Here is a 23,016-nt window from a genome sequence, read left to right on the forward strand (position 1 = left end):
CTAAATTTCAGATAAGCTTGGCCTGCTTTAGATGAGTAAAGATGCGTTCAAAACTGGTCACTTTTGTTTGTTGGTTTAATTCGTAATCTTCTCCTATCGAAGGAGTTATTACATAAATTGGGATATTCCCTAAATCCTGAGCAGCTACGGTATTGCCCTTCATTAATTTGGGGGTATTCGTATATTTCACTTCAATCCCTACTACTGGAGTCATTCCTTTCACTAAGACTAAATCAAGCTCCGAACCATCCTGAGTACGATAGAAATAAGGCTCGACTGAGGGTTTCAACTGCGAGATTACCTGCTGAAGAACAAAGCCTTCCCACGAATTTCCTTTCCCCGCAAACCCCTCTAGGTCTTCTGCTGTCTCAATACCAGTAACTGCATGCAAAAGTCCTGAATCACAAATGAAAATTTTCGGTGACTTAACTAGCCTCTTTGAGATATTAGCATAGTAAGGCTGTAATCGTCGTATCAAGAAGGAATGTTCGAAGTAATCCAGATATCTCTTGAGGGTGTTTACATCAATTCCCAATGACCGGGAAATATCCGAGTAATTTAAAATATTCCCATGTACGTGAGCGATCATTCGTAGTAAATTTCTAAGCAAAACGGGCGAAGCTGAGAGTCCTAACAATGGTAGCTCTCGCTCAATATAGGTCTGAATGAAATCTAGCCGATTAAGGAAACTTACCTCGTCACTCGCCGCTAATAGCATATCAGGAAATCCTCCCTTTAGCCATAATTCCCGAAATGAAATTTCCTGCTGTACTTCAGGAAAGAGGAGAGGATGAATTTCTATATAGGAAATACGCCCCGCTAACGTTTCTGAACTTTTAGCCAGCAATTCAGGGGAAGCTGATCCTAACAATAAAAATCTAGTGTTTTCTCGATTTCGGTCAATCACGGAACGAAGTATCGGAAATAATTCCGGCATTCGCTGGACTTCGTCAATGACGACAAGTTTATCTTGTCTTTCAGTAAGATATAGCTCAGGATTGCTTAGTTTGTTAAAATCCTCCTGTGATTCTAAATCCAAATAAATGCTATCCTTATCAATTTGCTTAACTAACATCTTGGCTAACGTCGTCTTTCCTACTTGTCTAGGACCAACGAGTGCTACAGATGGCAAATTGGTTAAGCGTTCGATAACGCGATTAGCGATAATTCGATCAAAAGGCATAGAATGAACAATTATTCCTGATCAATTTGAAATAATCAAATTGAGGAATAATTGTCGGCAAAGTAATTGCTTTACTTATGACACAAGCTCTCTCTAGTGTGACATTGACGTTTTTCTACACTTATTAGGTATTCTGAATCAGGTAGCAAGCCGTTTTTGATTCGGGTTCAAAAAATACATACAGCGAGCCATCCTCCCAGAAATTCAATTCATCGTAGAAATGCTCATGAGATGAATCTTCTACTTTTACATTTGTTTTTTCGACTGGTGTTCCTCCCTTTAATTGACAAACAAATTTCATCACTTTACCTGACTTAGGACAAGTAGGAATCGTAGGGTATTGGACCCAGATCGGAACTCCAGCATGCCCGATCTCCGACATTTTGCTTTTCTCCTTAAAATCAAATCTCAACGCTTGGTAGACAATCTCACTTTCAGAATTTAGGTATTCATAGGGTGTCGTAAGCGATTCGACCTGCTGACGATCAAGAAGCACGGGATGTAAGGGATTGGTATAATCTAAGAAAACCTGATCTATGTCTAAAAAGATGGGACAGGTGAGATGAATTGGAAATGGTAACCAGCTGAAATAAGGATCTTCATTGGTAATAAAGCCTAAGTATTGAAAAGGCACCCGACAGGAATTTTCCGGCACGATAAAGTTATTGGGCAGGGCTCCTCCTACTTGATGGAGCCCCTTTGGGTTTGCTGAAACCACTAAAAGTGGATTGGGCTCGCATTCAATATAAGACATTGCCTTTTCATCCGCCATTAGAAAACGACTAAATCGCTCACCATCCTCATAATCATAAGCTTCTAGTAATTGACCATTTTCAAAGATTAATTCTAGGCCTACTTCAAGGTTCTTAACTACCTCTTTTGTGGTACTTTGCGTAATAATATATCGTTTACACTCCTCATTACCATTAAGGCGAACATGTATTCCAGCCAGATAAATTCGGCTGCTTTTTGGGGAAGATTTAAGCATAGCGGAAATTTAAATATAAAGCGAGTTTGATCCAATAATTGCTTAATCACTATACCAGATACAATTCTCTGCAAACCTAATATCAAGGTAAGATTTTAGTAAAGTAAATTACAGGACTGTTGTTCATCGCATTTATTATTTTAAAATTTTTCTACCCTTCTTTAAGGCTTCTTCTCAGCGGACGTTGTCCCTACCTCCCGATCCCCACCCACCAGATAAGGCCGTTGTTCTGGTAGAGGTTCAAGGCTGACTACTTTTCCATTTTCAAAGTGGATGATATTAACCACGTCAACCCAGCCATGTATATAGAAACTCTCTTTGTAATACCAATCTTCGCGAAAAATCTGATTTGTATCTTTAAAATATCCTGACTTATAAGGTGAGCCAAACTTGGCCAGTACGTCCTTTTTATCCATGCCCATTGGCACGCTCATGGAACTAAACTTACTGGACTTCGTAGAGGCACACCCCATCAGTATACTTATGATGCAGATGCCCAAGAGGACGGTTACTTTCGTTTTCATAATTCGGTCTACGTAGGTTTCTGAAAAGGCTTTACAAAGCCCGGTAGGCAAGAATACACGATTTTAATGCCTCTTTTCTTTTTAGTGCTACCCTTTAACTTTTTTTAATAGAGACCATAAAAATAGCTGCCCTAAAAGAGCAGCTACTGATTGATCTTGGCATTTATTAGCTATTTCGATAACTCCGTCGAACGCTTCTGAGCCGAGTGCAACCCCGCGATCAGCGATTCAGCCAGATTATTCTCTTCGAAAGTTTTTAAAGCGGCTTCAGTCGTACCGCCTTTGGAGGCTACGGCTTTAATCAACTCGTCCAAGCTTTTATCGGACGTCTGAATCAGGTGATACGAACCGAGCATGGTTTGCTTGACGAGTTGTGAAGACAAACTTTCGGAAAAGCCCATTTGCTTGCCCGCTTCCACCATTGCTTTCACCAGATAGAAAAAGTAAGCGGGTCCCGAGCCGCTCACCGCCGTTACCGCATCCAACAGGCTTTCGTCTTCTAAAAACACGCAACGGCCCGTAGCATTAATCAGGTTTTCTACCCGGCGTAAATTCTGAATATCTACTTCCTTTGCCGCCGCAAAAGCCGTCATACCCATGCCCAGCATGGCGGGCGTATTAGGCATGGCTCTTACTACTAAAGGATGATCAAGAACGGTTTGAATTTTTTGAATGGAAACCCCCGCCATGATGCTCAAAACAACCTGATTGTAACGAATCACGGGTTTTAATTCGGCGTGAACCGTTGCAAAATCCTGGGGCTTAACGGCCAGAATAATTAAATCTACTTCACTGATTCTCGGGCCAATGGTATCAACCACTACACCTGCTTTCTCCTTACGGAGAGCTTCGCCGCGTTCGGCTGATTTTTCAATGAGAAACAGATCTTCTTTTTTAACCAGATCGTACTGAATAAAGGATTTGGCAAAGGCCATTCCCATATTACCGCATCCAATAATGGCGAGCTTCATGATGTATAAGGTAGATAAGCAAAGGTAAATAAGAGCCTTAAGGCAGTAATTCTTTGAGCTTGGCCTCGAGTGCCTCTCCTCTGAGTTCTTTGGCTACGATGTTACCTTTGGGGTCCACTAAAACCGTAAAAGGAATGTATTGAATGCCATAAGCCATCGCCGCCGCCGAATCAAAATATTTCAAATCGGATACCTGCGTCCAGGTTAAGCCATCTTTTTTGATAGCATCCAGCCATTGCTTACGGTCCGAATCCAGCGAGACCCCGTAGACTTCAAAGCCTTTGTCTTTATACTGATTATACAGACGAACTACGTTAGGATTTTCTTTCCGGCAAGGACCACACCAGCCCGCCCAGAAATCAATCAGGACGTATTTTCCTTTCAGAGAAGACAATGAAACGATTTTATTATCCGGCGTAGGCAGGTTAATCTCCGGGGCGGGAGAACCAATGGCTAGCCCATTTTTCTTACTCTGCACCCGTCGAACGGTCGCTACAAAGGCTTGGTAAATACGAACGTTGGGCTTTTCTTTTTCAAAGCGATCGGCTAACTGCTCAAATATTTCAAAGTCCTGCTCCTGATTCAGAAAATTAGTAGCATAGAGCGTGGCCAGCGAAGAACCCATTTGGGGAATCAGATTTTTTACCTGAGTAACAATTTCGGTTTGTCCCTGCTCAAACTGCTGCTGGATTTTCTGCTGTGCGGCCTTGTCTTTTTTCTGAGTCGCCTGCTCGTAAGACAAATTCAACTTCTCGACTTTCGCTTTGAAATTTTCGTTCAGGCTATTCAACTGAGCGTAATACTCCATATTCTTGGAACCCGTTACCTTCGCTTTGCTACCGGGTCTGGTATCCGCTTCCACTTCCAGGGTTTCACCGCCTTCCAGCAGTAATATCACGGGAGGAATGCCTCCCATTAAAAGTCGGTAAAAACTGCCTCCATTGGTAACCTGACCTTTCATTTCAAAGCCATTGGCAGTAATCAGCGAAGAATCAATGGAAACGGGTAACCCCCGATCATTCATGAGCTGTAAATACGCCTTCGCATTGGGATTATTAACCCGTCCGCGAATGGTATAAGAAGTATTGCTTTGAGCCAGAGCGACCACTCCGGTAAGCCATAGAATCAGGGACACAACGATTTTCATACAGTAATAGCATCTAGGGATTGGATCACGAGTTGGTTCGTGACTTTGGGATCGGCCTGACCTCTGGATTTCTTCATGACTTCGCCTACGAATAAACCCAAAAGACCTTTTTTGCCCTTTTTATATTCTTTGACCTTATCAGGAAGACTCTTCAGTACCTCATCAATCAACGCCTGAAGCACCTCGCTATTGCCCTGCTGGATGAGTTGTAACTCTTCCGCTAAAGCCAATGGCTCAGCTTCGGGCTTTTCTAGAAGAGCCGGAAACAGCTTTTGAGCCGCTGCCGAGTTACTAACCTTGTTTTCTTCTACCAAACGAATTAAAGCCGCTAGTGTAGCTGGAGTTAATGTAAAGCCGTCAATATCCTGTTTGCTTTCGTTCATCCAACTGCGAACGGGTCCCATAAGCCAGTTAGCGGCCACTTTCGGACTAACTTTCTCGGCCACCACGGCTTCGAAATAGGCTACTAACTCTTTGGATTCGGTAATACTTAACGCATCAGCTTCCTGAATGCCGAAATCCTGCGTATAGGTTTTCACGAGTTGCCGGGGCAGCGTAGGCATTTGCCGGCGGACCTCGTCGAGTTTCTCATCGGTAATTAAAATAGGTACCAAATCCGGCTCGGGGAAATAACGGTAATCGTTCATGGTTTCCTTCACCCGCATGCCGTAAGTCCGACCCGTTTCGGGATCGAACATCCGGGTTTCCTGAATAATGGTCTCGCCCGCCTCGACCATCTCTACCTGACGATCATATTCGTACTCAATCGCTTTTTGCAGGAAACGAACCGAGTTCATGTTTTTGATTTCCACCTTCGTTCCCAACGGCTCGCCGTATTTACGCACCGAAACGTTCACGTCACAGCGAAGGCTTCCTTCCTCCATATTCCCATCGCAAATGTCCAGGTAACGAACCAGCTTCCGAATTTCCGTAACGTAAGCGGCGGCCTCTTCAGCAGATCGCATGGAAGGATCCGAAACGATTTCAATCAGAGGTGTTCCCGCCCGGTTATAATCAAGCTGGGTATCTGAAGAGTGCTCGTCGTGAATGGACTTACCCGCGTCTTCTTCCAAATGCGTATGGTGCATTTCGATGGCCTTTTCCGAGCCATCTTTCAGTTTAATCCAGATTTGTCCGCCCCAGCAAATGGGAGCTTTATCCTGCGAAATCTGATAGCCTTTAGGAAGATCAGGATAAAAGTAATTTTTACGATCAAATACCGTCCGCCGGGAAATCGTCGAATTCGTTGCCAATCCAAAGCGGATCGCCAGATCAACGGCCTTCTGATTAAGTTTGGGCAACGTGCCGGGATGACCCAGCGTAATTACTGAGATATTGCGGTTAGGCAGTGAGCCAAACTGATTGGCATCGGATGCAAAAATTTTACTTTCGGTAAGTAGCTGGGCATGGACTTCCAGGCCAATAACCAGCTCGTACTGGGATTTTATCTCGTCGGACGGCACAGAAAACAAGGATGGATTTACAAGAACAAAGGTAAGGGTTTCTTTAGGGAAAGCCTTTAGAGGAAGCCTTCCCTTTACAAAATCAGGGTTTATTCACCCCGGGCCAGGTCACGTTTGACGTCTTTTTCTTTGATATCCTGACGTTTATCGTGCAGCTTTTTACCCTTCGCCAAAGCGATATTGATCTTGGCAAAACCCCGATCCGAAATAAACAGACGCGTAGGAACGATGGTAAGTCCCTGGTCTTTGAGTTTATCTTCCAGCTTGCGAATTTCCCGCTTTTGCAGCAGTAACTTCCGATCCCGCAGGGGTTCGTGGTTATAATGGGTACCTTCTTCGTACTTGGAAATGTTCATATTCCGAACAAAGAGTTCTTCGTTGAGAATCAGACAATAGGCATCCGTCAAGTTCGCTTTTCCCTGACGAAGGGATTTAATCTCCGTACCCGTTAGCACCAGTCCGGCGGTAAAAGTTTCTAAAAACTGATATTCAAAAGAAGCCCGACGATTTTTGATTTCGACGTGCTTCTGTATTTTTTCTTTCTGTGCCATAATGCTTTCATCACCCGGTTTGAGGGTTGGTCCTTGGTAATAAGGGAGTTTCAAAGATACTATTTTCTAAAACTCCTAAAAAATCTATTCGCAGAGGGAGGTGAAGGGTGAAGCGGATTTGAGGCGATATGCTTTGCTATTGGTAAACCTTTGCTGAATACCAGCAAGAGCAACACCTGTATACATCAGACCTTTTCATGTGATAGGTATATCACAGATACTTTACTTTTGCATCTCAACGTGAATCATACCTAATGCTTAAAAGTATACTGCATTTATTGACGGATGAAAGATATCCAAAATGGTTTAGACTGTTAAATGGATTTTCGTTAACTCCGATTTTAGCATGGCCCATCATTGCTTTCGCATCCACTTATTTACTTGAATTTACAGAAGGTTTATTTATTGACACTGTTACTTCTCTTGTAATAGCTCTTGTAAATTTTTATCCATTGTATCTGCTAAGAATGTTTTTATATAGTTTTCAAACGTATTCAGAAAGAAAACAACTAGCTGTTTTTACCCCTTTATTCGTTTTAGGTGTTTCAAGTTTTATAGTCATTCATCTCCTATTTTTGATGCAGACATCGTAGATGGGAACTAGTATTTCATTGAGTCTGGAATCGTTATGATGCTTTAATTAAAAGCACTAACGATTAAATAAGCTATATCTATGTTCCGAAGACTTTTGAATATATTCAAACCTGATGGCCCTCCTAAACCTAAAGAACTTTCCAAAGATGACTACTTCAAAAAATAGGAGATCCTTGAATTATTCGATGATTTAGATGCCGCTTTAGCTTTTCTAAAAGAAAACTTCAATGCGAAGGAAGATATCTTTATTACCAAATTTATTGAAGACCTTCAAGAAGAAATCTGCAATGTTACTCATGATAATATAGCTGATTTTACCACCATTTGGCAATGGTTTATGCCACGATTAGGAATGGCATGCGATCACGGGTTCAACAGAAAAAGAATTAGGAAATCGAATTTTTCAATGGACGGATCGATGGAAGCGTGATCAGTACTCTGTACCCGGAACCAAGATTTCACTATGTGGCGAATTTGGTGTAGTCTTAGATCAAACTATTGACAGTAACCTTTGGGGTATTATTCGCTGGAATACTGAAAAGGAAAATGACACCGAAGACTGGTGCGGTATCTTTGGTACCTTTATTTGCTTAGGCGGAGAAGTACTTGACCAAGATTATACGTTTAATTTCATAAATGATGACGGGACTTCTAAAAAGCCCAGCAACAACTAATTTCGTCAGGAAAATATGGTACATCTTCCATTTTCCCTCTTTTCTTCTCCTTTTCCTCACCAATCCCCTATTATCAGCCCAAACGCTCGACATTCAGGGTCATCGAGGCTGCCGGGGGATAATGCCTGAGAATACTATTCCGGCCTTTCTGAAAGCTCTGGAGCTCGGCGTTTCTACGCTGGAGTTGGATGTGGTGATTTCTAAAGACAAACAGGTCGTTGTCTCGCACGACAACTACATGAACGCCGCTTTCACTACTAAACCCGACGGAACAGAGGTTACTAAAGCTGAAGCACCTTCCTTAAAAATGTACACGCTGGATTATGCTACCATTCAACGTTACGACGTAGGCAAACGGCAAAATCCAGCCTTTCCCGAGCAAGCAAGTCTGACGGCGGTAAAACCTTTACTTGCTGAGGTTATAACGACCTGTGATGCCTACGCCCGGGAGCACCAGCTTCCCCCGCCCCACTACAGCATCGAGATTAAGTCAGCTTCGAGTCGATACGGACTTTTTCAGCCTTACCCTGAAGAATTCTGCTCTTTAGTTTATCACGTATTGAAGCCCTTGCTTTCGCCTGATCGGTATATTATTCAAAGTTTCGACCTGGCTATTTTAAAGTACTGGAAAAGTCAGCAACTCATCCGAAGCTTCGATGCCAATGCATTATCCGCTCTGGTTCATCAACAAAGTCTGGCCCGTACGGAAAAAAAATTGGGATTCAGGCCCGATATTTTTAGCCCTTTTTACCGATTTGTATCGAAGCGAAAAATTAAAAAAGTGAAGCAAAAAGGGGTAAAAATCATTCCCTGGACCGTCAATTCACCTCAAAAGATGCTTCGTTTAAGAAAAATGGGCATTGACGGATTTATTACCGATTTTCCGAATCGAGCGAAAAAGTTATAGATTTGGCTATCGCTCAGCGGAGAACCTACTGCCAAGCTGTTCAGTTAATCCAGTAAATCTTCAGCATGCCTATGCTACCCGTTTTTAATGATTCCCTCGTCTGGATTCTCAAGCGAAGAATGGCTCGGATTGAAGCATTTCGCCGGGATCCCTGGCCCGTCCAGGAACGTCAGTTTCGTCGACTGATTGCCTCGGGACGATCCACGCTCTGGGGTAAAGAATATGGTTACCGAAACATCCGCAGCATTGCCGATTTCCAGCAGCAAGTACCCATTTCGAGTTACGAAGACCTTTTTCCCTACATCGAACGGGTGATGAAGGGAGAAGACCGTGTGCTGTGGCCCTCGCCCGTCCGCTTTTTCTCGAAGTCTTCGGGTACGACTAATGCTCGTAGCAAATTCATCCCCGTTTCGCGTGAATCGCTGGATGAAGGCCATTTCCGGGCGGGAAAAGACATGATGGCCCTCTGGATTGATAACAAACCCGACACCCGCGTTTTTGAAGGTAAGGGCTTATCCGTTGGGGGTAGCTTATCCCAAAACCAGCTCAATGACCGCACCTTAACGGGCGATATTTCGGCAGTCGTCATGAAAAACCTGCCGAGCTGGGCTCAGTTTATCCGTACCCCGACGTTGAAAACGGCCCTGATGGATCGCTGGGAGGAGAAGATTGAAGCCATGGCCTTAGAAGCTTCTCAGGTGAATGTAACGAGTGCTCTGGGCGTTCCTACCTGGACTTTGGTATTAATTCAGAAGGTGCTTGAACTGACGGGTAAGAAAAATATTCTTGACGTTTGGCCCAACTTTGAAGTATTCATTCACGGAGCCGTCGCCTTTCATCCGTACCGGGATTTATTCCGTCGGGAAATTTTTAAAAGCGATCACGTTCACTATTTAGAGACCTATAACGCTTCCGAAGGCTTTTTTGGCCTTCAGGATGACCTGAGTCATATTGATGAGCTACTGTTAATGCTCGATTACGGTATTTTCTACGAATTTGTTCCTTTGGAAGAGCTTCACAAGGATCACCCCAAAGCCTTAACGCTAGGCGAAGTAGAGCTTAACCGCAATTATGCCGTTGTTATTTCCACTAATTCAGGACTTTGGCGTTATCTGATTGGCGATACCGTTCGCTTTACTTCTAAAAACCCCTATCGTATTAAGATATCAGGTCGAACCAAACATTTCATTAATGCTTTTGGGGAGGAAGTAATCATAGAGAATGCGGAGACAGCCCTGACTACCGCCTGTGAAATGACCGGAGCTACGATTTCTGATTATACTGCTGCTCCCATTTACATGGGTAGCAACGAAAACCAGCAGGTCAAACGCGGGGGACACGAGTGGGTCATTGAATTCTCTACGCCGCCTGATAATCCAGATACTTTCGTAGAAGTATTAGACGACACGCTTCGTAAGATTAATTCGGATTATGATGCCAAGCGAAGTTTCAACATCGCTTTAATTCGACCCATCGTCCACATGGTACCTCCGGGGACGTTTTACGAATGGATGAAACACAAAGGAAAACTGGGTGGTCAGCATAAAGTACCCCGATTATCTAATTCAAGGGAATACATAGAAGAAATTTTAAGTATAAGTCCCGAGCATCTGGCCATTTAAATGCTTCTCTATAAACTAAAGCGGCACGAATTTAAAATTCGTACCGCTTTAGTTTATAGAGAAAGTTAAGAGTCATTTCCTTAACAACTCGAAATCCATTAACTCAAAACTCTAGAAAGTAACTCCTACCGATAATTGAGCTGAAGTGTTTTTAGCATTACCCATCACCTGCTGAGCTACGAAAGAATCTGCCACTTTCTGAAGACCAACGTTGTAACGGGTGCTGATGAGGAAGTTACCAAAGTAAAGGGTTAAACCTGCTCCTACGCCGTAATCAAAACGCTTGAAAGCATCCGTGTTAAGTGTAGTGGTAGCACTACCCAAATTGCTCGTGTTTTCTCCAGCCGCCTTTAACAGGTAAGCCACATAAGGACCGGCATGTAAATCAACAAAGTTACCAATTTTGAAAGTAGCCAGAACGGGCACCTCTACGTAGTTTAATTTAAAAGTATTGCTACCCTCAAAGCCAGCAATATTGAACTCAGCACGGGTTCCTTTATTCGTATACCCGATTTCAGGCTGAATGTAGAAAAAGTCAGTTACGACGGGGATCTGCGTAAACAAACTGGCATGGAAGCCGTAACGAGGGTTACGATCCGTGAATTCTTTGAGTCGCAGGTTGCTGGCTGAAAAGCCGCCACGAATACCCGTCCGGGCTGTGGTTTCCTGAGCAAACGCTCCCAAGGTGGTGAGCGTAAAGACGATGATGAGCGTAAGTTGTTTCATGGGAATTGGTTGAAAAAAAGCAGGAAAATGCAGATTCTCCTGCTTTAAGGTTGTTTATTAATTACCGTTTTGAGCTTCTTTTTGCATTTTCTCATTAGCTGAGATTGCAATTTCTACGCGTCGATTCAAACGACGACCTTCCTCCGTGTCATTGCTTGCGATGGGCTGCGAAAAGCCGTACCCCTTGATCGTCATCCGGGAAGCAGATACCCCCTGCGAACGCAGATAACTTGAAACTGAAGCAGCCCGGCGTTCAGATAAATCCTGGTTATACTCAGCCGTACCCCGGTTGTCAGCGTGTCCTTCAATCAATAGATTCGTATCTGGATTTTTCTGAAGCGTTTCTGCCAGCTTCGCCAGGTTCTCCTGCGTTTGAGGAGTCAGCTCGGTTGAGTTATAGGCAAAAAGTAACTGGCCATCCATGGTTACGCGAATCCCTTCGCCCACCCGTTCTACTTTGGCCGCCTCGCCCATATCCTTCTCAATCTGCTTGGCCTGCTTATCCATCTTACGACCAATAATTGCCCCAGCTGCTCCACCTACGGTAGCTCCTAAAATGGCCCCAATGGCTGTATTTTTTGAAGCACTTCCAATGGCTCCACCAATGATGGCTCCCGCTCCGGCACCGATACCAGCACCTTTCTGGGTCTTATTCAATTTGGACTTTTTCTGTCCCTGAGCATTTTTATTACACGAGATAAACGTTGAACTAAGCATGGAAACTAACGTGAGCATCCACATTCCTTTTACAAACAGGCGTTTCATGGCTGTACTAAAGATTGATTACGGTTTTACCTACGATAAAAAGCTTAGCCTTAGATGCTTTTCTCTACAAAAACGCTGTTAATAGCTGTTAATTACTCAGTAACTTACTGAAGTACAAGGGCCTTATTTCTGAATAATTCAAAATTCCACAACTGTAGAAAACGTAGATTTATTTACCCACTTTTTAAATTAACCATAAAAAAACAGTCTATGATTGATGGAGTCATAGACTGTTTTTGCGAAAGAGATTATCTAAACGGCTAACTTCAACCGCTCAACGGGCTGGTCATTAACCAGGTGACTTTCGATGATTTCTTCTACATCGGATAATTGGACATTTCCGTAAAATACTCCTTCAGGATAGACAACCATCGAAGGGCCAAAAGCACAGACATCAAGACAGCCCGTTTTCTGAGCCCGAATTTCAATCTGCAATCCCCGATTTTTCAAACCTTCTTTAAAAGCGTCAACTAAAGCCATTCCCTGCTCTTCACCGCAGGAACGTTTGGGGGCCGGTTTCTGATTGGTACAGATGAATACGTGTTTTTTGTACTTCATGCTCGTTAGTGGTAAACTACAAAAGTAATACGTACCCGCTAGTTTAGCTTGTAGAGAAAGTTATTCAGACTCAGTTGAAACAACACTTATTCCCGCACCACCATCAAAGCATCGCCTACGTTGATTTCACCTTCCTGAATAACCCGAGCCGTAATCCCGCCGTGGCTTCGCATGGCATTATACCCACCTACACCAAGGACTTCCTCCATACGGCTACAGGGATGGCACTCGCCCGTGTATTCCAGAATAACTTCTCCAATTTGAAACCGTTTGTCTTTCAGAGCGTGCAGATTTACCCCTTTTACTAACAAATTCCGTCGCACATCGGCGGGGTCAATTTGTTCTTTACCCAGAAATGAAGCAACGGCTTGTAAATGCTCGGCTGAAATCAGCGTCACTTGCCGTTTGCTTTCGGGCTGGCCTTTATAGCGATCGCCGTCAAGGCCGGTACCAATACGAACGTATGCTTTCTGAGCTCCAATTACGGCTTTCCGCGGACCTGTTCGCAGACCGATCCATTCCAGTTTTCCGGGTTGGGCAAAATGATTCATTAATGCCTGCATGGGCTTTTCTTCTGCCATAACTTCATTAGGTTTTTAAATAAGATACATAAAAAAAGTGTTCATTCTCGGAGGAACGAACACTTTTAGATGAGCGGGTTAGGATTCTTAGGGAATCAACGCCGTTTTCATAGCTATTTTAGAGGAAAGCAGGATGAGGTTCGGGGTTTAACCCGGTTGCATAAATAAAAGGGTTGAAGGTAAAGGGTTAGAGAGCAGGCTCTAACCCTTTTTTATTTTATTGAGCTGGGTAACCCGGATTCTGTTTCAGATTGGGGTTAGCCGCCAGCTGCCGTTGCGGAATCGGGTAAAGATTCTTGTTAGGATCATTCGATGGCGTGTGATCCCACCAGGAGGCTGTCGTAAACTTACCGAAACGGATCAGATCCGTCCGACGCTTCCCTTCAAAGATGAACTCACGGCCACGTTCGGCCAGCATTTCATCCAGCGTTAAACTGGCTGTAGTATAAGGCACGAAATCTGCCGCAGCGAACGCCCGTTTGCGAACGGTGTTTACCAGTGTCAGGGCTTCGCCCGTAGCCTGGCCGCCATTCTTACGCATCAAAGCTTCAGCTTTGTTGTAATAGATTTCCGTTAAACGGTAAAGCGACCAGTCGTTACTCCAGTATTTAGCTTCTGACTGACGGCCGGGACGATACTTATTGAAGCGAGCTCCGCTGTTTTCTTCACCCGTAATCATACTCGAAGCCGTTCCGTTTTCGCTTGCCCGACGGATTTCTTTCACAAAGTTTAATTGCTGGTCTTTGTATTCTTCCGTACCCAGTACCGGACGAGTCGGATCAGCGGCGTAGAACTGAGGGCCAATCAGGAACCACTCTTTTTTACGAAGATCCTTATCATTAAAGGCATCGTAAGCCGAAGGTATCACGACGATCCCGTTGTTTCCATTACCATCACCATCGTAAATGAAACGCTGATTGAAATGATAGAAGTCACCATTCCAACCACAACGGGTAGGCGTAGCCTGAGCATCATACACTAACTGAAAGAGAATTTCTTTCGAGTTATTGTTGGTGTTATTATAGGTGGACACCAAATCAGCGTCCAGCACGGGAGTTCCGTTTAGTCCACCCGTCTGACCGTTGATGATTTTGTCGCAAGCAGCAATACAATCATCCCAGCGAGGAGTTCCTGACCATACTTCTGCATTCAGGTATAACTCTGCCAGCATGGAGTAACCCGCTGCTTTGGTAATCCGGCCAATGTACTTCTGCTCCAGATTGGGCAGTAAGTCCACGCTTTCCTTGAGTTCTTTTTCAACGAAGGCAAACACCTCTGCCCGGGGACGCGTCTCAGGACTCGTTGGCGATCCTACCGTCGTAACGATGGGGATATTACCGTACATATCCATGAGCTTCATGTAATGATAAGCCCGGAAAACCCGCAATTCTGAAATGAAGGCGTTTTTGTCCGTTTCGCTTACGCCCGCCTTGGCAAAATCCACCCGGCTAAAATCACCTAAGGCATTGTTACAAAAACCAACACCGGTAAACATCAAACTGTAGGGATTCCAAACCGTATTCTCCGTATAAGACCAGCTATGGCCATGCAGACGAATCCACTGGGCATCATCGTAGCCGTGACGACCTTTCTGCGGCCAGGCTAACTGATCGCCCGAAAGCTCGGTAATCCGCCAGTGCCCGTTTTGGCCCGTCGGAGCTGTCCAGGCGTTGGCGTGCGTATACGGACGCAATACGGCTGAAAGGATTTCCTGACGGTTATTATAAAACTTAGAGGCATCAATTTCATTATACAGCGTCTCGTCCAGGTTAGTACAGGCATTCGTACCCGAGAGAATCGCCAGCAAGCTTGCAAACACAAGCCCTTTATAGGAACGTTTCATTGAATTTCGAGATTAGAATTGAACATTAAGACCAAGCGTGTAAGACTGCGTGCGTGGGTAGAAACCACGGCCATCGATACCCGGAGCCAGACCTGTATCTTCAATGTCAGGATCCACACCACGGTACTTGGTAATGGTCAACAGGTTACGACCTGTAGCGTAGAGACGAAGGTTTTTGATAACGGGAGAATTAAATTTCCAGTTATACCCCAGCGTTACGTTGTCAAGCTTCACAAATCCACCAGGCTCCAGGTAATAATCCGAATACTGGAGAGCATCGTTGATCTGGTTGTTGCGACCCAAAGCATCTTTCAGTACGTTCGTTGGCAAGTACACTTTGTTACCAAAGAAGGCCTGTTGCAGGTTCAGGATGTCATAACCCAGCTTTCCACGGAAGAATACCGTCAGATCAAAGTTTTTGTATCGCAGGTTGTTATTCCAGGATACCAGGAACTTAGGAATACCATTACCAATGTAGGTATAGTCTTCGTTAGCTACGATTTTGTCTGAAGTAACGGCTTCACCCGAAGCTTTGTAAAACAACCAGCGGCCTTCAGGAGTAAAGCCCGCAAAACGCTTGCCGTAGAAACTACCCAGTGAACCACCTTCAATGGTACGAATGGCATCACCTAATGCACCCGTTCCACCAATGGAACCAAAGTTCAAGTACGTAGCTTTGAATACATCACTTGACAGTGAAACCAGACGGTTTTTCTGCGTACTACCTACTAAGTCTACATTCCAGCTAAAGTCTTTCTTCTTAATTACTGAACCACTCAGGCTTAGCTCAATACCGTTGTTATCAATCGTTCCTACGTTCGTAAACAGCGTAGACTGAATGTAGGGAGGTAACTGGGTATTAAAATCACCCAATAAATCAGAAGTACGACGACGATACACATCAAACGTACCACTCAGGCGACCTTTGAATAAAGCAAAGTCCAAACCAATGTTTAACTCTGCCTTACGCTCCCAGCGAAGATTCGGGTTCGGGTTGTTACCCGGTCCGTAGGTTTGACGCCATACGCCATCATCGTTGAGGTAGAAGTTACCCGTGCCTAAACGTACCAGTGAGCGGTAGTTAGGAATCCCCTGGTTACCCGTAATACCATACCCTGCCCGCAGTTTCAAATCATCAAACACTTGAATGGACTTAATGAAGTTTTCCTGAGCCAGGTTCCAGCCTACTGAAGCGGCGGGGAAGTTACCAAACTTGTTATTAGCACCGAAGCGTGATGAACCTTCGCGACGTAAGATGAACTGAGCAATGTATTTACCCTTGTAATCATAGTTCAAACGCCCGAAGAACGCCACCAGCTTATTGTCTTCTTTGAAAGATCCCAAAGAAGATTTACCCAGGGCAATGAAGTTACCCGCTCCCAAGTTATTCTCCTGGAACTGATCATTTAAGAAGCCAGAGTTGATACCTTCAAACCAGGAAGATACGCGGTACTGATAACTATAACCCGCTAAAGCTTTAAAACCATGATGCTCAGCAAACTTGGTTTCGTATTCCAGCGTAGATTCGAACGTGCTTAAGTTATCGACGTAATTGTATTTACGAGCGTAACCCGTCCCGGCAATAGGCGTTCCGTTCAAGCTTTCCAAAATCGAGCGGCGGGAATCCCGGGGACGGTATTCGTTGTCATTGCGAACGTCATGCTGGATAGCCCCGAACGCACTTGCTTTGAATCCTTTAAAAGGTTCCAGCGAGAAACGAACGTCTGCAGAAGTCGTCTGTTGATCGCGGATGAGTTTTTCCTGGGCTAAGCGACCAATGGGGTTTACCGTTGATCCTTCTTCGTAATAGCGGCCCGTATTATCAAATAACGGCTGCGTTGGGTTACGGCCCAGGGCGTTTTCAAAGTCACCCGCCTGTCCACCTAACAAGTTAGCCTTGTTGAAGTTGGTAGCCAGGTTTACCGAAGTAGAAAGCAGGTTATTCAGAGACTTCTGGAACACGCTCAGACGACCGCCGTACTGACGACGCCAGTTTTGAATCGCAATCGGATTAGCTTCGTTGTAGTACATCGAAACGCGGTAGTTGCTATTCGCTCCGCTACCTCCTGAAAGAGCCAGGTTATGGTACTGACTGATGTTTTTCTTATCTACTAACAGGTCATAGAAATCAGTGCTAGCTCCTAAATCACGCATCTGGCTCGCTTTAGGATTGCTCGGATTCTGCATTGCAGCCCGCCAGTCACTAGCCGATAAGAATTGTGGACGACGGGTGATAACTTCCCGTTGAGCATACGTAGAATACGAAAGCGTAGGAGCTCCTCCTTTCCTTTTTTGGTGGTAATCAAAATTACCCCGGCATTACCCCGTGTTCCGTAGATAGCAGCAGCAGAACCGTCTTTTAGTACGTCAAAAGATTCGATATCATCCTGTTGAAGAAGATCCAGGTTACCCCCAGGAATACCATCAATAACTACTAATGGACGCTGATCTCCATTAATAGAAACGATACCCCGAAGCTGAATCGACGCCGAAGAGTTAGGGTTATTACCGGAGGCCCGCGTGATTTGCAGACCGGCTACTTTACCCTGAATCAAATCCAGTGGGCTGCGTGTACCGCCCTGATTGAAATCTTCCGTTTTAATGGTAGCTACTGAAGAAGTTACTTCCTGACGACGCTGCGTACCGTAACCCACTACCACCACTTCATTTAAAGATTTGATGTCTGATTTTAATACTACATCAATCGTAGTGCGGTTAGCTACCTGAATTTCCTGGCTTACGTAGCCAATCGAAGAAACCACAATTGTAGCGTTGCCATCTGGAATATTCAGGGTATAACGACCATCCGCATTCGTTACCGTTCCTACGTTAGGCGTACCTTTGAGTAAGATCGTAGCACTGGGAACCGGACCACCCGTTTCATCAGTAACCAGACCCGTCACGGTAATTAGCGGACGACCGCTTTCCAGTTTACTAGGCATTACGAGGGTAATGTAGCGATCAATGAACGTGGGCTCCATGCGACTGGCCCGAGTCAGAATAAAACGATTCCCTACCAGTTCAAATTTAATTTGAAGCGGTTGAAAAAAACGACGAAGTACCAGATCCAGACGTTCGTTAGCGGCATTTAAATTGACCGAACGATGCGATTGAATCAGATCAGGACTATACGAAAATTTAATGTCAGCGGCTTTCTCAATCCGGGAAAGCACTTCGCTCACACTCTTGTTATTAAGCTCTACCGAAATCTTCTTATTTAATACTTCCTGTGCCCGGCTGTCTAAGGCCAGCGACACATTGGTAAACAAGGCTACGATAAAGAATTGGAGTACTGTTAATCGCATGATCTTCCACCCAATTTCTTTGGAAAATAACGGTTCTTTCATACATTTGAAATGGTTTTTTTTGATCGAAAAACACAAATAGATCCCTGCATCCGTGCATGCGGATGGGCAGTAGGACAGCTCAACAGGGGATTTTGTTTGGAAGTCAGTGGTGGTAGGACACCGCTGGCTTCTTTTCATTTAGCAAGAGGGTATTAGGGCATGTAGTCGATAAAGTGCTGGTGGTTTAGTGTATGGTTTAGGTAATGAAATGTTTCTAGGGATGGCAACCGCGACCCGTAACGGCTACAAATTCAGCTTCCGTGTTCCAAGTGGCTTCCAGGGTTTTACAAATAATGTCTAGTTTCTGGGAAAGCGTTCCTTCTTTCAGGTCAGTGGTTATGCGGCAGTTTTGGAGCGAAGGATCTTTAAAAACTACCTTGATACCGTAAGCTTTCTCAATTTCAGCAAATACATCCTTTACCGGTACGGCATTGAAAACCAGATTTACCGGACGAATGACAAACGTTTTCCGCTCCGCCAGGGCATTAACCGGACTCCGGAACATCTTCGCTTCTTTAATGGTGAAAACGACTTGCTCATTGGGCGTGAGAATCATGTCCTCCCGCTCGTTTTTCTTAGTCTGTACATCTTTCTCAGGCGTTACAAAGACCTTCCCCGTACGAACCGTTACGGTAACATTCGCATCTTTTTCGTAGGCCTTCACATTAAAGCTAGTCCCTAAAACTTTGGCTATTAATCCATTGGCATAAACCGTAAAGGGTTTTTTAGCATCTTCCACTACTTCAAAGTAGGCTTCACCGGAAAGAGCAACCGGACGCGATTCTTTAGGAAATGGATTTTCGTAACGAAGGTTACTTCCTTTTTGAAGAATGACAGAACTACCGTCGGGCAGGGAAACCAAACGAGGTTTTTGCTCAAAATTAGTCACCATAACTGAGTCAATCAGAGACTCTGGATTCTGTTGAGCAATCGTTTGTTCAATTTTAGTAGCAGGCGTACCCAGATTGAGCAAAGTAGTCCGCCTGCAATCACGATAACTGCAGCAGCAGCCCAACCCCAATACGGACGTTTTTTAAGAACGGGCGTCTGCACCTGTTCTTTCACTCGCTGCCATATTTTCTCTTCCTCAGCGGAAGCATCCGAAACCTCGACCAATTCCTGACTGGCTCGGCTCAGACGTTTGACTGACTCGATAGCCTGAATAATCTTTTCCTGTTGTTCAGGGTGTTCACGCAGGTAGTTTTCCCAATAAATCGAAGTCGATTCATCGGGAGTCTTCACCCATTTACGAAAAGATGGATTGTTAATAAAATCTTCCTGTGAGTCAGGCATTTGATCCATGTACTGCGTGCGTTTCTAGTAGAGATAGCGGCGGCGGCCCTTTCTCAACTCAGTTTTTTAAATTATTTTTTCTAATAATTGGACTTCTAAAGGCTGTAAGCAGGAAAGCCTTAAAAATGTAAGCAGAAAAACGACAGTAGAATAATAGAATCCGAGAGTAGTTTTCGCAAAGAAGTGTAAGCCCGATTCAGGTGATTATTAACCGATTGCTGGTTAATGCCCATGATTCCCGCAATTTCTTCGGTGCTGAAATCATCGTAAAAAGCCAACAGAACAGCTTCTTTCTGCCGAGCAGGCAGATCACTAATCGCCTGTTTCAGGCGGGCGTTCTGAAAAGTAGTAGATTCCTCTTCAATCAGATTTGCCTCAATGGAAGGGCTAAAGTAATCAGGGATCTGATCCTCCGGGAAATCAATATCTTCCTGAGGAATCTGCAAATCAGCCTGCCGAAGGTTATACAGGCGATTTCTTAAAACCCGGAATAAATAAAACTTGATGGTATGCAGGCTTTTCAGGTTTTCTCTCCGCTTCCAAAGCTCTACGTATACATCCTGAATGGCGTCTTCGACCATTTCTACGTCACTGGAAATCCGCTTTCCATACGAGAGAAGCATGGAAAAGTGATTTCGGTAGATTTGTTCAAAAGCCTTCAGTTCTCCCTGTTTAAAGGCAAGCCAAAGTTCTGTATCGTCCGTGTATGTCAATGATTTACTCAATGATTGGTATTTCTAACCTTCGAATATAAGGCCGAAAAATTCTTACAAAAAAATATCATTTCTGTAACATTTCCCAGACTTGCGATGGCCTTCTTCTTTCTGGTATATTTTTTGAGCGTATTACCAGGTCTATCAACCCTTAAAAAAATGCCCTGGACTAAATCCGAATATCCCGACTCTTTGAAAAATTTCATGGCACCGATTCGAAACAAAGCCATTGAAATTGCAAACGCCTTAGTTGCCGACGGTCGCCCTGAAGATTCTGCCATTGCCATTGCTACTGAGAAAGCAAAAGAATGGGGCGAAAACCGAGGAAAGAAAATCAGGAAATCACGCTAAAAATTAGTGTTCAGTCCATTAACGAGAGAAGGGGCCCCTTTAGCCGCTTCTCTCATCAAAAATTCCAAAGCCTTATCAGGCCATTGTTCATTAGGAACCAATCGTTCATTCCTATTTACATAGTATCGGGGCTAAAGGTCTGAGAACTGCCCCTTTGCAAAAGCACAGCTGAACTTGAGTGCGTATACGTTATCAGATCAGGAATGAACCTTTCAACTAAGGTATTCCAATCTAAGTATGTGCAGACAAAATTTAGGAAACCCTTTTCCATCAATATTCTGTTAGAGCTTAACCTATTTTTTACACTAAACTTTTCAATATTCCCGTTTCCCTATAAATTCTGAAATCCTTTGGTTTACCTTATGAAATTAAAAACCTTACTAACCGCAGGCATTTGTATAGCCAGCCTTCACACCTTTGCTCAGGATGCCAAAAGTTTATTGGATGAAGGATTAAAAAAGGCTCAGGCGGGCCAGGTAAGTCAGGCCATTACGCTATTTAATCAGTCAATTGCCGCTAAAGACGATTACCCCGTTCGGCAAAGCCGGGGCATGGCTTATTCCTTACTACGGCAATATGAAAATGCGGTGGAAGATTTCACGAAAGCCATTTCTTTCAAAGCCGACGCCAAGAAGTCAATGGTTGGACGCGGCGTAGCCGCAAGAAGCTAGCCGATTATCAGGGAGCTATCAGTGATTTCTCAGCGGCCATCAAAGTAGACCCTAAAATGGCAGAAGCTACTATAACCGGGCTTTGGTTTATGAATTGTTAGGAAATACCGAAAAAGCCTGCAATGATTACAAAGCGGCTCTCGCCAACGGACTGAAGCCAGCCGAGTTGAAAGTAGAGAGCTGTGCTAATCCACTGCCCGTTCCGGCTAACCGAAAGCCTCTTTTACAACTCAGTGGTGTAGCTACGGACCCTAAATACGGCACTACAAAGACCAATCCCATCAAAGTAGGAACCAGCCCCGCCGGGGAATACGAAAACCTATCGACTTACATGGATTTGCTTCGGGATGGACAGAATAAAACCGTGGAATACAAAAAGACGGGAACGCTTCCGTATGCCTCTAACTATGCTCCTAACGGAAAGGGCACCATTGAGGTGCTGGAAGTGAATTACCGGGATTCTAAAAACATAGCCAAAAAGACGACTCTGTATATTACTATCTTCGACTTTGAAACGCCCAAAGCTCCCCTGGGATTTACCACGGTTAAGGCTCAAAGATAAACGCAGGCATTTGCCAAAAAGAAATCGTGAGCGATAGCGATAGCTGCTATAACTCACGATCATCATAATAAACGAGTTATAGAAATCCTTTCTATAACTCGTTTAACTTTTTATATCTTCTCTTCCACTTTCTTCACGCCTACCTCATTAAAGAAAGTCTTCCAGTATTCACTTACGTTGGGATTATTGACTTTGGAAGAAGTGGTGGGTTCGAAAGGTAAAACAATCGATACTTCCACGGAGCTTAAATTAGGATAACGTGCCTTCAACGATGCAGCGTCCGCTTTAGCCCAGGCATCAGCTTCGGCAGTGCTTTTGGGGGGCGTTTTATGAAAGTCCCGTCGACCCGGCTGCTTCATACTTTCCACCATGTCCGAAAAGTAATACACCTTTACGGCATACCCTTCGCCTACCCTTGCGTTAATAGCAGCCAGACTAGCCTGAATATCGGTTTGCTCACTACTCTTGCTGACGTTGGGAGTAGCGAGTTGAGCTAGGACCTGTTTGGCAAAATTCAAACGCTCCCGTTGCAGGGCCAAATCGTAACTGGCTTCGGCGGCTTCTACGTCCGTTTGGCTCATGCCTTCCGTAGCATCCAGCGTAGTTTGGCTGGTTAGATCCAGAGCTTTACTTTGAGCAGTATTTTCGTGAATCAGCCACACCTGTATGTTATCTCCCGCCCGACGGATCTCCTCCTGGACTAATGAGTTAATTACTTTCGTGTACTTTTTCTCCACAAAGTCTTTATCCTCATTTACACTGCGGGATTTATCCAAAAAGATGAGTGTACTGACTTTGCTAGCCTGCGGAGCAGTTTCCGTAACGGCGGTTTCAGTATTTTCTTTATTCTCTTCGGAACTAGTTCCTCCACAAGCAGACAGGAGAATCATAGTTCCTAACATGAACCAATGTTTTTTCATAATAAAGCTTTTCTTAAGGTAATCGAATCGGGTAGCTTTCCGAATACCTACGAAAAACGACT

Annotated in this window: 23 protein-coding genes; 5 read left to right on the forward strand and 18 right to left on the reverse strand. The window is 44.4% G+C overall.

Annotation, left to right across the window (positions count from 1 at the left end; translation table 11 throughout):
- Positions 1-7: 7 nt before the first annotated feature.
- The 7 genes from BWI96_RS12380 to smpB all read right to left on the reverse strand — a co-directional run bounded on the left by BWI96_RS12380 (position 8) and on the right by smpB (position 6,827).
- Positions 8-1,183, reverse strand: a complete 1,176-nt coding sequence (locus BWI96_RS12380) for an ATP-binding protein (RefSeq protein WP_106636948.1) — start codon at positions 1,181-1,183, stop codon at positions 8-10.
- Between the two features lie 124 nt (positions 1,184-1,307).
- Entirely contained in the window at positions 1,308-2,171 is an 864-nt protein-coding gene (locus BWI96_RS12385; RefSeq protein WP_106636949.1) for a hypothetical protein, read from the reverse strand.
- Between the two features lie 161 nt (positions 2,172-2,332).
- Positions 2,333-2,695, reverse strand: coding sequence for a hypothetical protein (locus BWI96_RS12390; RefSeq protein ID WP_157830345.1), 363 nt, complete (start codon positions 2,693-2,695; stop codon positions 2,333-2,335).
- A 170-nt stretch (positions 2,696-2,865) separates the two neighbouring features.
- Entirely contained in the window at positions 2,866-3,666 is an 801-nt protein-coding gene (proC, locus tag BWI96_RS12395) for a pyrroline-5-carboxylate reductase (protein WP_106636951.1), read from the reverse strand.
- A gap of 37 nt (positions 3,667-3,703) precedes the next feature.
- Positions 3,704-4,813: a TlpA disulfide reductase family protein gene (locus BWI96_RS12400; RefSeq protein WP_106636952.1), complete on the reverse strand. Its 1,110-nt coding sequence runs from the start codon at positions 4,811-4,813 to the stop codon at positions 3,704-3,706.
- A complete protein-coding gene (gene gatB, locus BWI96_RS12405; RefSeq protein WP_106637092.1) occupies positions 4,810-6,276 on the reverse strand; it encodes an Asp-tRNA(Asn)/Glu-tRNA(Gln) amidotransferase subunit GatB in 1,467 nt (488 codons plus the stop codon). The genes BWI96_RS12400 and gatB overlap by 4 nt, the downstream gene beginning before the upstream one ends.
- 89 nt (positions 6,277-6,365) lie before the next feature.
- Positions 6,366-6,827 (reverse strand): SsrA-binding protein SmpB, encoded by a 462-nt coding sequence (gene smpB / locus BWI96_RS12410; protein ID WP_106636953.1) that lies wholly within the window; start codon positions 6,825-6,827, stop codon positions 6,366-6,368.
- A 1,359-nt stretch (positions 6,828-8,186) separates the two neighbouring features.
- Here smpB and BWI96_RS12425 point away from each other — a divergent pair.
- Together BWI96_RS12425 and BWI96_RS12430 are read left to right on the forward strand one after the other, a co-directional pair.
- Complete coding sequence (locus BWI96_RS12425; protein WP_369804163.1) at positions 8,187-9,002, forward strand: glycerophosphodiester phosphodiesterase family protein; 816 nt, start codon at positions 8,187-8,189, stop codon at positions 9,000-9,002.
- Positions 9,003-9,073: 71 nt separating this feature from the next.
- Positions 9,074-10,624, forward strand: coding sequence for a GH3 auxin-responsive promoter family protein (locus BWI96_RS12430; RefSeq protein WP_106636956.1), 1,551 nt, complete (start codon positions 9,074-9,076; stop codon positions 10,622-10,624).
- A gap of 111 nt (positions 10,625-10,735) precedes the next feature.
- Here BWI96_RS12430 and BWI96_RS12435 read toward each other — a convergent pair whose 3' ends face one another.
- The 10 genes from BWI96_RS12435 to BWI96_RS12475 form a co-directional block, all read right to left on the reverse strand.
- A complete protein-coding gene (locus tag BWI96_RS12435; protein WP_106636957.1) occupies positions 10,736-11,350 on the reverse strand; it encodes a porin family protein in 615 nt (204 codons plus the stop codon).
- 57 nt (positions 11,351-11,407) lie between these two features.
- Positions 11,408-12,115, reverse strand: a complete 708-nt coding sequence (locus BWI96_RS12440; RefSeq protein WP_106636958.1) for an OmpA family protein — start codon at positions 12,113-12,115, stop codon at positions 11,408-11,410.
- Positions 12,116-12,367: 252 nt separating this feature from the next.
- Positions 12,368-12,673: a ferredoxin gene (locus tag BWI96_RS12445; protein ID WP_106636959.1), complete on the reverse strand. Its 306-nt coding sequence runs from the start codon at positions 12,671-12,673 to the stop codon at positions 12,368-12,370.
- Between the two features lie 86 nt (positions 12,674-12,759).
- Positions 12,760-13,254, reverse strand: a complete 495-nt coding sequence (locus tag BWI96_RS12450) for an MOSC domain-containing protein (RefSeq protein ID WP_106636960.1) — start codon at positions 13,252-13,254, stop codon at positions 12,760-12,762.
- Positions 13,255-13,471: 217 nt separating this feature from the next.
- Positions 13,472-15,097: a RagB/SusD family nutrient uptake outer membrane protein gene (locus tag BWI96_RS12455; RefSeq protein WP_106636961.1), complete on the reverse strand. Its 1,626-nt coding sequence runs from the start codon at positions 15,095-15,097 to the stop codon at positions 13,472-13,474.
- Positions 15,098-15,109: 12 nt separating this feature from the next.
- The gene (locus tag BWI96_RS12460) at positions 15,110-17,332 is read right to left on the reverse strand and encodes a SusC/RagA family TonB-linked outer membrane protein (RefSeq protein ID WP_232793715.1); all 2,223 of its coding nucleotides are present in this window, start codon (positions 17,330-17,332) and stop codon (positions 15,110-15,112) included.
- On the reverse strand, positions 17,239-18,444 hold the full coding sequence (locus BWI96_RS22395; protein ID WP_232793703.1) for a SusC/RagA family TonB-linked outer membrane protein: 1,206 nt from the start codon (positions 18,442-18,444) through the stop codon (positions 17,239-17,241). Before BWI96_RS22395 ends, BWI96_RS12460 begins: the two co-directional genes overlap by 94 nt.
- 214 nt (positions 18,445-18,658) lie before the next feature.
- Positions 18,659-19,417: a FecR family protein gene (locus tag BWI96_RS12465; RefSeq protein ID WP_198555244.1), complete on the reverse strand. Its 759-nt coding sequence runs from the start codon at positions 19,415-19,417 to the stop codon at positions 18,659-18,661.
- Entirely contained in the window at positions 19,348-19,746 is a 399-nt protein-coding gene (locus BWI96_RS12470) for a hypothetical protein (protein ID WP_106636963.1), read from the reverse strand. Before BWI96_RS12470 ends, BWI96_RS12465 begins: the two co-directional genes overlap by 70 nt.
- A gap of 110 nt (positions 19,747-19,856) precedes the next feature.
- Positions 19,857-20,462 carry a sigma-70 family RNA polymerase sigma factor gene (locus BWI96_RS12475; protein WP_309711025.1) on the reverse strand — a complete coding sequence of 202 codons (606 nt, stop codon included), beginning with the start codon at positions 20,460-20,462 and terminating at the stop codon, positions 19,857-19,859.
- A gap of 147 nt (positions 20,463-20,609) precedes the next feature.
- Here BWI96_RS12475 and BWI96_RS12480 point away from each other — a divergent pair, with 147 nt between their 5' ends.
- The 3 genes from BWI96_RS12480 (at position 20,610) to BWI96_RS12490 (ending at position 22,034) form a co-directional block, all read left to right on the forward strand.
- The gene (locus BWI96_RS12480; protein WP_106637094.1) at positions 20,610-20,801 is read left to right on the forward strand and encodes a hypothetical protein; all 192 of its coding nucleotides are present in this window, start codon (positions 20,610-20,612) and stop codon (positions 20,799-20,801) included.
- Between the two features lie 362 nt (positions 20,802-21,163).
- Positions 21,164-21,472, forward strand: a complete 309-nt coding sequence (locus BWI96_RS12485; RefSeq protein ID WP_106636965.1) for a hypothetical protein — start codon at positions 21,164-21,166, stop codon at positions 21,470-21,472.
- A gap of 82 nt (positions 21,473-21,554) precedes the next feature.
- A complete protein-coding gene (locus tag BWI96_RS12490; RefSeq protein ID WP_106636966.1) occupies positions 21,555-22,034 on the forward strand; it encodes a hypothetical protein in 480 nt (159 codons plus the stop codon).
- A 110-nt stretch (positions 22,035-22,144) separates the two neighbouring features.
- Here BWI96_RS12490 and BWI96_RS12495 read toward each other — a convergent pair whose 3' ends face one another.
- The gene (locus BWI96_RS12495) at positions 22,145-22,954 is read right to left on the reverse strand and encodes a hypothetical protein (protein ID WP_157830347.1); all 810 of its coding nucleotides are present in this window, start codon (positions 22,952-22,954) and stop codon (positions 22,145-22,147) included.
- Positions 22,955-23,016 lie beyond the last annotated feature (62 nt).

This window comes from Siphonobacter sp. SORGH_AS_0500, from assembly GCF_002838835.1.
Taxonomy (GTDB): Bacteria; Bacteroidota; Bacteroidia; order Cytophagales; family Spirosomataceae; genus Siphonobacter.

What these genes read in the sequence shown, in the direction of transcription:
- BWI96_RS12485 (WP_106636965.1), top strand. Translation starts at nt 21,164, where the DNA reads ATGAAATTAAAAACCTTACTAACCGCAGGCATTTGTATAGCCAGCCTT.
- BWI96_RS12455 (WP_106636961.1), bottom strand. Translation starts at nt 15,097, where the DNA reads ATGAAACGTTCCTATAAAGGGCTTGTGTTTGCAAGCTTGCTGGCGATT.
- BWI96_RS22395 (WP_232793703.1), bottom strand. Translation starts at nt 18,444, where the DNA reads ATGAAAGAACCGTTATTTTCCAAAGAAATTGGGTGGAAGATCATGCGA.
- proC (WP_106636951.1), bottom strand. Translation starts at nt 3,666, where the DNA reads ATGAAGCTCGCCATTATTGGATGCGGTAATATGGGAATGGCCTTTGCC.
- BWI96_RS12430 (WP_106636956.1), top strand. Translation starts at nt 9,074, where the DNA reads ATGCTACCCGTTTTTAATGATTCCCTCGTCTGGATTCTCAAGCGAAGA.
- BWI96_RS12450 (WP_106636960.1), bottom strand. Translation starts at nt 13,254, where the DNA reads ATGGCAGAAGAAAAGCCCATGCAGGCATTAATGAATCATTTTGCCCAA.
- BWI96_RS12380 (WP_106636948.1), bottom strand. Translation starts at nt 1,183, where the DNA reads ATGCCTTTTGATCGAATTATCGCTAATCGCGTTATCGAACGCTTAACC.
- BWI96_RS12445 (WP_106636959.1), bottom strand. Translation starts at nt 12,673, where the DNA reads ATGAAGTACAAAAAACACGTATTCATCTGTACCAATCAGAAACCGGCC.
- BWI96_RS12480 (WP_106637094.1), top strand. Translation starts at nt 20,610, where the DNA reads ATGCCCTGGACTAAATCCGAATATCCCGACTCTTTGAAAAATTTCATG.
- BWI96_RS12440 (WP_106636958.1), bottom strand. Translation starts at nt 12,115, where the DNA reads ATGAAACGCCTGTTTGTAAAAGGAATGTGGATGCTCACGTTAGTTTCC.
- BWI96_RS12390 (WP_157830345.1), bottom strand. Translation starts at nt 2,695, where the DNA reads ATGAAAACGAAAGTAACCGTCCTCTTGGGCATCTGCATCATAAGTATA.
- BWI96_RS12470 (WP_106636963.1), bottom strand. Translation starts at nt 19,746, where the DNA reads ATGGATCAAATGCCTGACTCACAGGAAGATTTTATTAACAATCCATCT.
- BWI96_RS12400 (WP_106636952.1), bottom strand. Translation starts at nt 4,813, where the DNA reads ATGAAAATCGTTGTGTCCCTGATTCTATGGCTTACCGGAGTGGTCGCT.
- BWI96_RS12435 (WP_106636957.1), bottom strand. Translation starts at nt 11,350, where the DNA reads ATGAAACAACTTACGCTCATCATCGTCTTTACGCTCACCACCTTGGGA.
- BWI96_RS12495 (WP_157830347.1), bottom strand. Translation starts at nt 22,954, where the DNA reads ATGAAAAAACATTGGTTCATGTTAGGAACTATGATTCTCCTGTCTGCT.
- smpB (WP_106636953.1), bottom strand. Translation starts at nt 6,827, where the DNA reads ATGGCACAGAAAGAAAAAATACAGAAGCACGTCGAAATCAAAAATCGT.
- BWI96_RS12385 (WP_106636949.1), bottom strand. Translation starts at nt 2,171, where the DNA reads ATGCTTAAATCTTCCCCAAAAAGCAGCCGAATTTATCTGGCTGGAATA.